Genomic DNA, 12,356 nt, shown 5'->3' with positions numbered 1-12,356 from the left:
ACGGCGACCCAGCGGTGGCCGACCGACCACTTTTCGTCCAGCACCTGCTGCGAGGGGACGTCGGTCTCGAACGTCGCGTAGCCGGTAGCGATGCCCTCGGCGTAGATCCGGCGCACCGCATCCCAGTCGGACTCCGTCATCGCGCGGACCGTCACATCGTCCGGAAGGTCCGCCGGGCAGCACGGTCGGGGCGTCAGCAGACCCATGACTGCATCCGCGGCGTGCGGGAGGCCGGTGCAGCACGTCGGGTTGACCGAGACGATCGTCGTAGTGCCCCTCTTGTCCAGGGTCACGAAGCCGACGTCGGCAAGCTTGCGAACGTGATGCGACACCGTCGGCTGCCCGATGTCGAGCGCGTCGGCGAGTTTCCCGACAGCGATGCCCGATGGGGATCCGGCGACGAGATGCAGAATCCGGACGCGCATCGGTTCGGCCAGGCATGCGAACCACTGGGCGTACGTCGCCGCATCATCGGCGGCTAGTGGCTCGACCTGGACTGGAAGCGCGACTGCGGTCATGACGCGAGTGTATCGACAGCGATCGATGGTTGCCAACATCGACGAGCATCGATATAGTCGGGACGGCAAACATTGATGACCATCGATGAAAGGGAAGAACAGATGACCGAGTACCCCGTAGTAGTGGTCGGAGCGGGACCGATCGGCCTCGCCGCAGCTGCACACTTGACCGAAACCGGCTCCGAGGTCGTCGTGCTCGAACGCGGCGCTGGTGCTGGATCCTCCGTCGCGGAGTGGAATCACGTCCGCCTGTTCTCCCCGTGGTCCGAGGTCGTCGACCCCGCCGCTGCGCTGCTGCTCGCGCCGACCGGATGGACCGCACCCGACGGCGACACCTACGCCACCGGCCGCGAATGGGTCGAAAGCTACCTCGCGCCTCTCGCTGCAGTGCTCGGTGACGCAGTCCGATTCGACTCCGAGGTAGTCGGTGTCGCGCGACGCGGACGCGACCGCGTCGTCGATGCCGGCCGTGACACCGAACCCCTCTCGGTCCACGTTCGTCACGGTGATGGCAGCGAGGAACGGATCCTGGCGCGGGCCGTCGTCGACGCCTCGGGCACGTGGGGATCCCCCAACCCGCTCGGCAGCGAGGGACTCCCGGCCATCGGTGAACGCAGCGCTGCCCAGCGCATCGACTACCGCGTTCCCGATCTCGCCGACGATGCGATCCGGTCCGAGTTCGCAGGCAAGCACATCGCCATCGCCGGCAGTGGCCATTCGGCGCTGACCGCAATCATCACGTTCGCCGAGCTCGCAGCCGAGCACCCCGGCACACGACTCACCTGGGCAGTGCGGCGCGGCGTCACCGACTCGGTGTTCGGCGGCGGTGAGTCCGACGAGCTCGCAGCACGCGGGGCACTCGGTCTACGGGCCAAGAAGGCAGTCGACGACGGCTACCTCGACGTGGTCTCCGGATTCCGCACCGAGGAAGTCGTTGCGGACGGTGACCAGCTCACCCTCGTCAGCGATTCCGGAGCCCGCATCGAAGGCGTCGACCGCGTCGTCGCACTCACCGGATTTCGACCGGATCTGTCCTGGCTCTCCGAGGTTCGCCTCGATCTCGATCCCACGCTGCAGGCCCCGAAGTTCCTTGCAGCGCTGATCGATCCGAACATGCACTCCTGCGGAACCGTCTACCCACACGGCGTCGAGGAACTCACTCAGCCGGAGCCCGGGCTCTACCTGGTCGGGATGAAGAGCTACGGCCGTGCGCCGACGTTCCTGGCGATGACCGGGTACGAGCAGGTCCGAAGTATCGCAGCCGAACTCGCTGGCGATCATGACGGCGCGCGGAAAGTCGAACTGACACTTCCCGATACCGGCGTCTGCGGCGGTGCCGGACTCTTCGACGAGCCCGACGCCGATGCTGCCGGAAGTGGTGGATGTTGCGGCGCGCCGGCAGCACCGGAGCTGATCAGTCTCAGCGCACCGTCCAGCCGTGACTGAGTCGGTCACCGACCCGGCGTCGAGCCAGGAGGAAGCACATCCTGGTCGACGCCGGGTCCTGTCGATACTGTGCCTCACCGCGATCACCAGCTGGGGCATCCTGTACTACGCATTTCCTGTTCTCTCCCCGGCCATTTCCGCGGACACAGGTTGGTCGACCACCTCGATCGTCGCGGCGTTCTCGTTGAGCCAACTCGTCGCGGCGGTTGTCGGCATCCCCGTCGGGCGGATCCTGGATCGTCACGGACCGCGCTGGGTGATGACCGTCGGATCAGTCGTTGCAGTGCCGGCGTTGGCGATCGTCGCCACATCACAGAACCTGGCGATGTTCTACCTCGGGTGGATAGTCGCGGGGACGGCGATGGGCGCAGTGCTGTATCCGCCTGCGTTCGCAGCGTTGACGCGGTGGTGGGGAACGGACCGCGTGCGCGCGCTGATGATCCTCACCCTCGCTGCCGGGTTGGCCAGCACGGTGTTCGCGCCGCTGACGGCTCTACTGTCGGATCAGAGCGATTGGCGTCGAACATATCTGGTGCTCGCAGTCCTACTGCTCGTTGTCACGGTGCCGGGTCACCTCCTCGGACTGCGGGGGCGCTGGCCCGACGTGAGCGCTCCACATCACGGTGCGATGCACCGGTCCGACGTCGTACGCAGTCGGCCGTTCATCATGCTCACCGCGTCCCTGAGCCTGGCGGCATTCGTCGCGTTCGCAGGCGTGTTCAACCTCGTGCCACTGCTGCTCGAGCACGGCGCCGAACCTGCCGTGGCGGCCACCGCACTCGGGCTCGGTGGCCTCGGCCAGGTTCTCGGACGCATCGGATACCTACCGCTGCAACGGTTCACCGGAGTTCGCGGGCGAACCGTCGGCATCATCGCTGCCACCGCCGTGACCACTTTCTTCCTGGGCATCGCGACGTCGACGGTTGGACTCATCGCGATCGCTGTCGGCGCCGGACTCGCGCGCGGGGTGTTCACTCTCGTCCAAGCCACTGCGATCACCGACAGGTGGGGGCCCTCCGAGTACGGACACTTGAACGGCGTCATGTCCGCACCGGTGATCGTGACGATGGCATTCGCACCATGGGTGGGCGCTCTGCTGGCTACATGGACTTCGAGCTACTCGGGTGCGTACATCGTGCTCGGTGTGCTGGCAATCGTCGCTGCCGGGATGTCGGCCGCGAGTGTGCCGGCCGCTAGCTAGCGCCCCCCGTCAGTGTCAGCTGAGCTTGTCCGAAAGCTTGGGCACCAGCAGGTCTGCGATCTCGGCGTGCGCGAGGGGACCGAAGTTCCATGCGCGACCGAAGTGGCCAGTGAACTCCTGCAGTTCGCCGTTGTAGGTGACGGTCCGTTCGGGTGACAGGTTCAGCACGATCGCTTGGTCGTTGTGCACGCTGGGGAGGCGTGCGATCAGCGGACTCGCGAACCATGCGTCGAACTCGGCCTGATCGGACGCTTGATTGGAGATCACCAGCACGTCGCCGGTGAGTGTGTCGAGGAGTTCGTCGCTGATGGTTTCGTCGGGGAAGCTATCAGCGTTGGAATTCGCAGCGAAGCCCATCCGAGTCAGCAGCGCTTCGGGGTCACTGCCCGCGATGTTCAAGTATCCGGTCCCAGCGCCCCCTCCCCAGAACACGAGGTAGTCCACCGTCTTCCCGGCAAACTCGGGGTGCTCGGCGCGAACGTTGTCGAAGGTGGCGTCGTAGTCGTCGATGACCTGTTGTGCACGGGCAGAGAGGTCGAGTGCCTCACCGAGGAGTAGAAGTCGTTCCTGCCTTTGCGGATCGTCCGGGTTGTCTGCCGGTGCGCCCAGCACGGGTGAGATGTCACTGAGCTGCTGAACCGTCTCGGCGTCGGATGCGAGGGTGTCGACGATGAGGTCCGGCGACGTGTTCGCGACCTGCTCGGCCGGGTACGCGTCGTCGCTGACTGGCCAGACGGTCTCGATCTCGCCCGGAATCTTCTCCTGTGCCCACGGGTAGAACTCCACCTGGGCATCGGTACCGACCGGCGTCACACCGAGTGCCGCGAACAGATCGGCGTCCCAGGAACTCGCCATGACGACACGCTCGGGACGGTCCTCGAGTACGACCTCACCCACTGCGGTGCTCATGGTAAGCGGATATTCGGTCGTGCCTTCTGCGGCGGGAAGGAGCGAATCGGTCGCTTCCGCAGACTGAGTCGGTTCTGTGCTACCCGAGCACCCGGCGAGGGCGACGAGTGCGATCGACGCGATGGTGAGGGTGCGAAGCGTGGTGGAGATCCTGGCCGTAGCCGACATTGTCGAGTCCTTGAGCATCGTGGGGAGCCAGGCGGCGTCCCAATGCAGGCTAGGCTAGCCTATCCATTCGTGAAAGGTGTCGCCGCCTGCAACTACTCACTCACGGGTGGACAAGAGATTCAGCCGCGTCTCGTTGACGACCAGGACTCCTCCCCCGGTTTCCTGGAGCGCCACCTGCTCGGACCTACCCTCGGTGTTGCCCAGCAGGCCCTCGATGGACACGGATGCGCGACGGGCACCTGTGGCTGGTTCGATCGCCAGGATCTCCTGCCAGTCCACGACGTACGCGGCGCCGCCATGGACGGCGGCCGGCAGAGCGTGAACGGGCTCGACATCGGCTGACCACAACTGCCCGCCCGTGCGGAGATCCCGCGCCGGCACGGACGGGGCGATCACCGCACCGTCGACTACCGCAACATCACTGGTGAAGTTGTAGTCGTCCGTCGCCCAGAGCTCTCGGCCCGAAATCGGGTCGAATGCGGTGCCGCCGAACATGACCGGATCGTCCGGCGCGTTCAGCGCATCGACCGAGGTCCGCTGATACAGCTCGGCATCTACCGTGGCGATGGTTCGGCCGGTCGAGTCGACGAGGTCCGAGCGAAACACGAACAAGTCGGAGCAACGCCTACCGACCACGAAGAAGACCTCGTCTCCCCGCTCGGATCGTCCACGCACGCAGTCGGGAGACGCGAAGTTGTCGACGATTGCACCGGTCTCGACATCGAACAAAGTTGTCCCCGAAGAGAACCGGGCCACCCCATTGCCGCCTGCAATTGTCACGATCTCGAGCCGATTGTTCGGTTCCAACCACGTGTCGTCCACGGTGAGTGACCACCGCGCATCGAAGTCGCCGAGAGTCCCACGATGTATACGGACGGAGTATCCATCGATTTCACCTTCGACCACGTAGATATCGGTGCCGTCCGCGGTCACGCCGAACACGTTCCACCCGGTGGGGTAGCGCGTCACCTCCCCGGACGCAGCATCGATCGCCACGACATCACTTCCACTGACACACAACACTATCGAACCCATGACCGTCGACGAGCAGTTGTCGATCTCGTCCGCCGACGCCGACCACCGCACGACACCGGTCGAGGCATCGAACCCGACCAGTTCCGATTGCTCGAACTCCTTCGACTCCTGGTTGATCAGGCCGGCCTTGGCGACGAGCACATCACCTGCGTCGATGACGCCTCCGGCCACCTCACCGAATCGCCCACCGACAGGGTCTTCGAACGTCGCGAACTCGGCGCCGAGCACGTCGGCGGCGTCGAGTGTCCAGACGGCCCCCGGCGACGCGGTGGTCGAGCTTGTGGGCTCCGCGTCCTCGCGGGGTGCGTTGGCCACCAACGCTACTGCTGCGCCGACGCTGACGATCGCAACCACGGCAGTGACGGCCAGCCTTCGGTAGGGGTTCACAGAACGTCCAATCCGTCCGCGGTGGCGATGGCCCGCAGCGCGTTCACTCCGAGAGGCTCGTCAGGACGTTCGGCGTGTGAGCGAACCTCCACCTGCGTTCCCGATTGGTACGTCACCGTGACGGTGCGACGCAGCCCTCCTGTCGACCCTTCCTGCGGCGCCGGCGAATAGGAGTAGGGCATCTCGTCGATCTGAAGAACCGCACCGTCGTCAAGGGTTTCGGTGGCCAGCGGACGGTTGTCGTATGCGGGATCGTAGATGTCGGGCACCGTCGGCAGGTCCTGCCCGCCCATGATGGAAATGGATATGTCGGCACCGGTTCCGACCACGTCGACGTGCGTGCACACCACTCCCGTCCAGAAGTCGGCGAGCCTCAGCGTGTTCAGACCTGGTTCGAATTGTTCGTCGATATCGACATCCGCCAGCGCGTCGTTCAATTTCTGCGCGGCATCAGCGTCGATAGGGGGTCCGTCGGACATGTACGCCATCTCGTCGCACCCTGCCATCGGCCCAGGAGTGTTCGCGGGCACCGACGCGGTGACTCGCAGCTCCGGTAGCGCCACAATAGCTTTCAGTTCTTCGAGGGTGAGCACTGTGTCGCGCTTCCCTGCATTGACCGACCGAAATCCCTCGGCGTCGGATGCGGTGGCGGTGATCTCCGATCCGTCCGGAGCATAGGCAGTCACACTGCGGAAATTCGTTCTGTCCGTGCCGTATTCATACCAGGATTCGATGACGTCGGTGACCGTTCCATCCGAAGACGTGGTCCGTTCCTGGACCGAGCCTGCAACACACGGCGGAACCGGGGTACCTGCCGACACGGACACGGACAGCAGACCGACGGTGCCACCACGTCCCATCTCTGCAGAGGCCGACGCCCAGCCCGGCACGGCAGGTTCTCCCGGTTCGACGGAGGTCTGCGGGATCGGCTGGAACACCAACGACTCTCGGTGACTGCCGAATTGGACGTTCACGCCCTCGGGCAGTGCCTGCTGCAACGCTTCGGTCATCATCACCGATCGAGGTCCGGAATACCAGGGGTACTGCGGATTGTCGTACGCGTCTGCGCTGGTGGAGATCTGACCCCATATCGCCGATCCCTCGGACGGCGGTTCGACGACGTCGCAGCCCGGGATAGTCGTCGGGAAGGTCACTTCCGGAGTCCGGTAGGTCGAATCAGCAGGGGCTGCCGGGGCTTCCGTCGTGGCCGCAACGACAAAACGAGAGGACTCGGGCGACTCGGGCGGCGACGGGCTACGATTCACCACCGCCGCAACACCGATACCGAGGGCGACGATGGACACTATCGTCAGCGCATCGGCCAACACGCCGGCTCGACGAGGACTCAGGCTGGGCACCGAACGACAATACCGCCCACCAGTGATCCGAGAGGTCAGCGCGGGGTCGGAGTGGAACGTCCCCACCCCTCCTCCTTGCCGAGGTGCTCGAGCAGCGGTTGTATCCGGTAACGCAGCGGGGTGGTCAGGGCGATCGTCGTCGTCGAGTGCGACACGCCCTGCACAGACACCACTCTCTGAGCGAGAGCTTGCAGGTCGGCCTGCGTCGCGGTGGCCACTCGAACGAGAAGGTCCTCACGCCCCGTCGTCGCGTGAATCTCGAGCACTTCCGGCATCGACGTCAGAGCGTTCACGACCTTCTGGATGCGGCCCTGCTCCAACTCCAACGCCATGAACGCTTCGACAGCGATCCCCACTTCGGTGAGGTCCAGTTCCGGTCGGAATCCGGACAGGACGCGCGCCTCGACCATGCGCGCCAACCGGGCCTGCACGGTGTTGCGAGCGACGCCCAACGCGGACGCCAGCTCCACGATTCCCACGCGGGCGTTGCGTGAGAGAACCCCGAGCAACTCGATGTCGAGCCGGTCGATACTGAGCATTGTTTTCAACTCCAGACGTGACGGGCGTCTCCAACTGAACCGATGGTGCAGTTGTCGCGCTTTCCTTTGATTGAAGAGCCGAATCGATGCACGCTTACACCACGTTTTGTTCATCTCGACCGCGTGCAAGTGTACTGAAGTGGAGCCTCTTCATGACCCAAATCGACGACACACGCGTTGCGCCGAGCGCGGTCGACCTCGACGACCGCTACCGAACGGACTCCGGACCCGTCTTGATGACGGGCGTGCAGGCCATTGCCCGACAGCTGGTCGAGCAACACGAACGCGATCGCCGTGCGGGCAGGAACGTGGCGACCTTCGTGTCGGGATATCAGGGCAGTCCGCTCGCCGGACTCGACCGACTTCTGGCCGGCATCCCCGAGCTGAAGAACGAGCACGACGTTCGACTCGTACCAGGAATGAACGAGGAGCTCGCGGCCACGTCCGTATGGGGCAGCCAGATGGAACTGCCGAAAGGCCAACGCACACACGATGGAATCGTCGGCGTCTGGTACGGCAAAGGCCCCGGCCTCGACCGGGCAAGTGATTCACTTCGCCACGCCACCATGTACGGCGCCCATCCGTCGGGCGGAGCACTGGTACTGGTCGGCGACGACCCGGCAGCCAAATCGTCGACGGTCCCCGCTGCCAGCGAAAAGTCCCTTGCCGCATTGGGAATGCCAATCTTCTTCCCTCGCAACGCCGAGGAAGTGATCGCGTTCGGTCTTCTCGGTGTCGAATTGTCGCGGCTGTCGGGATGCTGGTCCTCCATGAAGATCGTCGCCGACGTCGCCGACGGACTGTGGACGATGAGCACCGACTTCGCCGACTTCCCCATCGTCAGCCCGACGCTGGAATGGGAGGGCCGCCCCTGGACCTACCGTCAGCGGATCATGGCTTCGCCGCCGGACAGCCTTCTCGCCGAAGCCGACATGTACGGTCCGCGTTGGGAAATGGTGCGGCGCTTCAACGAGGCCAACAACATCGACAGCATCGACATCGATCCGCCGCGTGCGCAGTTGGGCATCGTCGCGGTCGGGACGGCGTACGACAGCGTCCGGCAAGCCCTCGATGAACTCGGCCTCGGCAGCGAGCGGCTGTTCGAGCTGGGCATTCGCGTCATGCGCATCGGAATGCCGTTCCCGCTCGGGGAGAAGAAGGTCCAACAGTTCGCCGACGGTCTCGACACGGTGCTCGTCGTCGAGGACAAGACGCCTTTCGTCGAATCCCAGGTCAAGGAAGCTCTGTACGGCACGGCGAATGCGCCGAACATCGTCGGCAAGTACGACGCCGAGCGCACGCCCCTCGTGCCTGCGGACGGAGAACTCACCGCGGCTCGCTTGCTCAGGCCCCTACGCCGGGTCCTGAAGGGGTACACCGAGCTGCCGAAGCCGCCGCCGCCCGTCCTCGACCTCACCGTCCTGCCTGCCAAGCGAGCGCCGTACTTCTGCTCGGGATGCCCACACAATCGCTCGACGGCAGTGCCGGAGGGATCGTTGGCCGGCGGTGGAATCGGGTGCCACACGCTCGTCACGATGTCCTCGCGGACCGATTCCCAGGTCACCGGACTCACCCAGATGGGCGGCGAGGGTGCACAGTGGATCGGTCAGGCTGCATTCACCGACATCGACCACATCTTCCAGAATGTCGGCGACGGAACGTTCTTCCACTCCGGTCAGCTGGCCGTCCAGGCGTGCATCGCTGCCGGCGTGAACATCACCTACAAGATCCTCTACAACTCTGCCGTCGCGATGACAGGCGCCCAGGACGCCGAAGCCGGTCTCACCGTCCCCGAGTTGACGCACAAGCTCGCCTCGGAGGGCGTCCGTCGGATCATCATCTGCGCCGACGAGCCCGCGCGGCACCGCAAGGCGAATCTCGCCGCCGGAACGGTTCTGTGGGAGCGTGAACGTCTCGACGAGGCACAGCGCATCCTGCGCGAGGTCCCTGGCGTCACCGTGCTGATCTACGACCAGCAGTGCGCGGCCGAGGCCCGCCGCAAACGCAAGCGCGGTACCCTGCCTGCGCGTCGAACACGCGTCGTCATCAACGAGGCGGTCTGCGAAGGCTGCGGTGACTGCGGTGTCAAGAGCAACTGCCTCTCGGTTCAGCCGATCGACACCGAGTTCGGCCGCAAGACCACCATCGACCAGACGTCCTGCAACACCGACTACTCATGCTTGGAAGGTGAATGCCCGTCGTTCGTGACGGTGGAGATTCCCGAAAACGCCTCGCCCGCACGCAAGGCCGTCCCCGAACCGCCGACAGCGCCGGAACCGAAGCGCGACGCGCTGACCGGGATTCACAACATCTTCCTCGCCGGCATCGGCGGGACCGGAATCGTCACCGTCAACCAGGTTCTCGGTATGGCGGCGCTGCGTTTCGGTTTGCACGTGGAAGGCCTCGACCAGATCGGTCTGAGCCAGAAAGCAGGACCGGTCACCTCGCATCTACGCCTGGCCACGGATGCTCGAGAATCGTCGAACCGCATCAGTCCGTCCTCGGCCGACTGCGTGCTCGCGTTCGACCTCCTGACTGCAGCCGACGCGAAGAACGTCGGATACGGGAGCGCCGAACGCACCGTCACGATTGCCTCGACCACCAGGACCGCTACCGGCGACATGGTGTACGACGCCTCCGTCCAGTATCCGGACGAAGACGACCTTGTCGGCAGGCTCGCGGCGGTTTCCAAGTCCATGTACTCGTTCGACGCGTCGGCTGCATCGGAGATGCTGTTCGGCAACACGGCAGCTGCGAACTTCCTGCTCGTGGGAGCCGCGTATCAGGCTGGTGGACTTCCTGTCTCGGCAGCGTCGATCGAAGAGGCCATCACTATCAACGGGGTTGCAGTGTCCGCGAACATCGCCGCGTTCCGCTGGGGACGCGCGCGAGTGGCCGAACCGAAGGCCTTCTCCGACGCAGTGGAGTCGAACGTCGCTCCCATCCGCAGCGACACGGTAGTCCCGACACATCTGCTGACCGATCTGACGATCGAGGGCGACACTCTCGACACGGTCGAACGACGGTCCGCGCAGCTGATGTCGTACCAGGGATCGGCCATCACTCGGCGCTACCTTTCCCTCGTCCAAACCGTGTGGGATGCAGACAGTTCCGTAGGAACAAGCCGTGAGTTCACCGACGCCGTCGCGCACGGCCTGCACAAGCTGATGGCATACAAGGACGAGTACGAGGTCGCACGGATGCTGACCGATCCGGCATTCCTGAACTCGGTGGCAGCCGAGGTGCCCGGCGGTGAGAAGCTGACCTACAAGCTGCACCCACCGGCACTGAAGGCGCTCGGGCGGAAGAAGAAGATCGGGATGGGGCCGAAGAGCCACGTCGCGCTGAAGGTTCTCGCGCGTGGTCGGGTTCTTCGCGGAACACCGCTCGATCCGTTCGGTTACGCGAAGGTGCGGCGCATCGAGCGCACACTGCTGGCGCACTACATAGCGACCGTGCACGAATTCGCATCGACGCTGTCGACCGAGAACTACTCGACCGCTGTCGAATTCGCTCGAGCTGCCGACATCGTCCGCGGTTACGAGGACGTCAAGCTGCGAAACATCTCCACCTACCTCGGGACGTTGAAGCGACTCGGCGTCGAGGCACCCGCCGTAACACTGCGCTAGAGAAGACATCCCTTCACCCACGCACAGGAGCACATCCATGACGCACGCCGCCGAACACCACGTCGACATCGACACCTACTCCGGCGTATTCGACCGCCCCGACTTCGCCGACGACTCACCCCACGAGCAGGTTGTCTTCTGCCAGGACAAGGCAACAGGTTTGAAGGCGATCATCGGAATTCACTCGACGACGCTCGGTCCCGCGTTGGGTGGCACGCGGTTCTACCCCTACCGCGACGAGCAGGCTGCACTGACCGATGCGCTCCGGCTCTCCCGCGGCATGACGTACAAGGCTGCCGCGGCGGGGTTGCGGCTCGGCGGAGGTAAGGCAGTTCTCATCGGAGACCCGGCGCTGGACAAGACACCGGCCCTGCTCGAGGCATACGGCCGGTTCGTCGAGACACTCGACGGGCGCTACATCACTGCGGGAGACGTCGGCACGACCTCCGACGATATGGACATCATCGGACGGTCGACCGAGCACGTCGTGTCCCGGACGCCGGCAGCAGGAGGCTCGGGTGACAGTGCGCCGATGACTGCCCTCGGTGTCTTCAATTCGATGACTGCCGCAGCGAAGTCGGTATGGGGATCGACGGATCTCACCGGACGCCGGGTCGGCGTCGAGGGGACGGGAAAGGTCGGGTACAACCTCATCTCCCTGCTGCTCGACGCGGGAGCCGTGGTCACCGCCAGCGACGTCAATACCCTTGCACTGCAACGAGTGAAGACCGCGTTCCCGGGTGTCGCCATCGCCGAGACGGTCATCGACAAGGACATCGACATCTACGCACCGTGCGCGATGGGCGCCACGCTCACCGACCTCAGCGTGCGCACACTGAACGCAGCCGTAGTCTGTGGAGCGGCGAACAATCAGCTCGCGGTCTCACGCGTCGAAGAGTCGCTGCGCGCCAAGCGTGTCGTCTGGGTTCCGGACTTCGTGTCCAACAGCGGTGGCCTCATCCAGGTCGCCGCGGAAATCTCGAACACTCCCCGCAGCGAGGTCGAGGCTCAGGTCAAGAACATCGGAGTCACCGTCGAACGGATCCTCTCTCGACAGCACGAGCAGGGGATACTGGCCGGTCAGGCCGCCGACGCCATCGTTCGGGAACGCTTGAGCACGGTGGCGGCACGCTGACGGTCGTGGCACCATTCAGACGGTGAACACA

The 12,356-nt window shown here is 64.8% G+C and carries 9 protein-coding genes; 4 read left to right on the top strand and 5 right to left on the bottom strand.

Annotation, left to right across the window (positions count from 1 at the left end; translation table 11 throughout):
- Positions 1 to 518, bottom strand: a 518-nt coding sequence (locus tag A2J03_RS09645) for a helix-turn-helix domain-containing GNAT family N-acetyltransferase (RefSeq protein WP_156520301.1), incomplete at its 3' end; no start/stop codon positions are given.
- Positions 519 to 620: 102 nt separating this feature from the next.
- Here A2J03_RS09645 and A2J03_RS09640 point away from each other — a divergent pair.
- Positions 621 to 1,964 carry an FAD-dependent oxidoreductase gene (locus tag A2J03_RS09640; RefSeq protein ID WP_068372719.1) on the top strand — a complete coding sequence of 448 codons (1,344 nt, stop codon included), beginning with the start codon at positions 621 to 623 and terminating at the stop codon, positions 1,962 to 1,964.
- Complete coding sequence (locus A2J03_RS09635) at positions 1,957 to 3,165, top strand: MFS transporter (RefSeq protein ID WP_068372717.1); 1,209 nt, start codon at positions 1,957 to 1,959, stop codon at positions 3,163 to 3,165. Before A2J03_RS09640 ends, A2J03_RS09635 begins: the two co-directional genes overlap by 8 nt.
- A 15-nt stretch (positions 3,166 to 3,180) precedes the next feature.
- On the opposite strand, the gene A2J03_RS09630 is transcribed toward A2J03_RS09635, so the two are convergent.
- The 4 genes from A2J03_RS09630 to A2J03_RS09615 form a co-directional block, all read right to left on the bottom strand.
- Entirely contained in the window at positions 3,181 to 4,242 is a 1,062-nt protein-coding gene (locus A2J03_RS09630; RefSeq protein WP_068372712.1) for an ABC transporter substrate-binding protein, read from the bottom strand.
- A gap of 96 nt (positions 4,243 to 4,338) precedes the next feature.
- A complete protein-coding gene (locus A2J03_RS09625; protein ID WP_231912468.1) occupies positions 4,339 to 5,664 on the bottom strand; it encodes a PQQ-binding-like beta-propeller repeat protein in 1,326 nt (441 codons plus the stop codon).
- Positions 5,661 to 7,022, bottom strand: coding sequence for a hypothetical protein (locus A2J03_RS09620; RefSeq protein ID WP_068372709.1), 1,362 nt, complete (start codon positions 7,020 to 7,022; stop codon positions 5,661 to 5,663). Before A2J03_RS09620 ends, A2J03_RS09625 begins: the two co-directional genes overlap by 4 nt.
- Before the next feature lie 35 nt (positions 7,023 to 7,057).
- Positions 7,058 to 7,561: an Lrp/AsnC family transcriptional regulator gene (locus tag A2J03_RS09615; RefSeq protein ID WP_068372704.1), complete on the bottom strand. Its 504-nt coding sequence runs from the start codon at positions 7,559 to 7,561 to the stop codon at positions 7,058 to 7,060.
- A gap of 152 nt (positions 7,562 to 7,713) precedes the next feature.
- On the opposite strand from A2J03_RS09615, the gene A2J03_RS09610 reads away from it, so the two are divergent.
- Together A2J03_RS09610 and A2J03_RS09605 are read left to right on the top strand one after the other, a co-directional pair.
- Entirely contained in the window at positions 7,714 to 11,190 is a 3,477-nt protein-coding gene (locus tag A2J03_RS09610; protein ID WP_068372702.1) for an indolepyruvate ferredoxin oxidoreductase family protein, read from the top strand.
- A gap of 37 nt (positions 11,191 to 11,227) precedes the next feature.
- Positions 11,228 to 12,325, top strand: coding sequence for a Glu/Leu/Phe/Val family dehydrogenase (locus A2J03_RS09605; RefSeq protein WP_068372699.1), 1,098 nt, complete (start codon positions 11,228 to 11,230; stop codon positions 12,323 to 12,325).
- The last annotated feature ends 31 nt before the right edge of the window (positions 12,326 to 12,356 follow it).

The sequence above is a fragment of the Rhodococcus sp. EPR-157 genome (genome assembly GCF_001647195.1).
Taxonomy (GTDB): domain Bacteria; phylum Actinomycetota; class Actinomycetes; order Mycobacteriales; family Mycobacteriaceae; genus Rhodococcoides.
The sequence above is the reverse complement of the archived record's forward strand: the minus strand, read 5'-3'. Positions and strand labels throughout refer to the sequence as shown.

Bases quoted from the DNA above. Each gene is read 5' to 3' on its own strand.
- A2J03_RS09640 (WP_068372719.1), top strand. From the start codon at position 621: ATGACCGAGTACCCCGTAGTAGTGGTCGGAGCGGGACCGATCGGCCTC.
- A2J03_RS09630 (WP_068372712.1), bottom strand. From the start codon at position 4,242: ATGTCGGCTACGGCCAGGATCTCCACCACGCTTCGCACCCTCACCATC.
- A2J03_RS09615 (WP_068372704.1), bottom strand. From the start codon at position 7,561: ATGCTCAGTATCGACCGGCTCGACATCGAGTTGCTCGGGGTTCTCTCA.
- A2J03_RS09610 (WP_068372702.1), top strand. From the start codon at position 7,714: ATGACCCAAATCGACGACACACGCGTTGCGCCGAGCGCGGTCGACCTC.
- A2J03_RS09605 (WP_068372699.1), top strand. From the start codon at position 11,228: ATGACGCACGCCGCCGAACACCACGTCGACATCGACACCTACTCCGGC.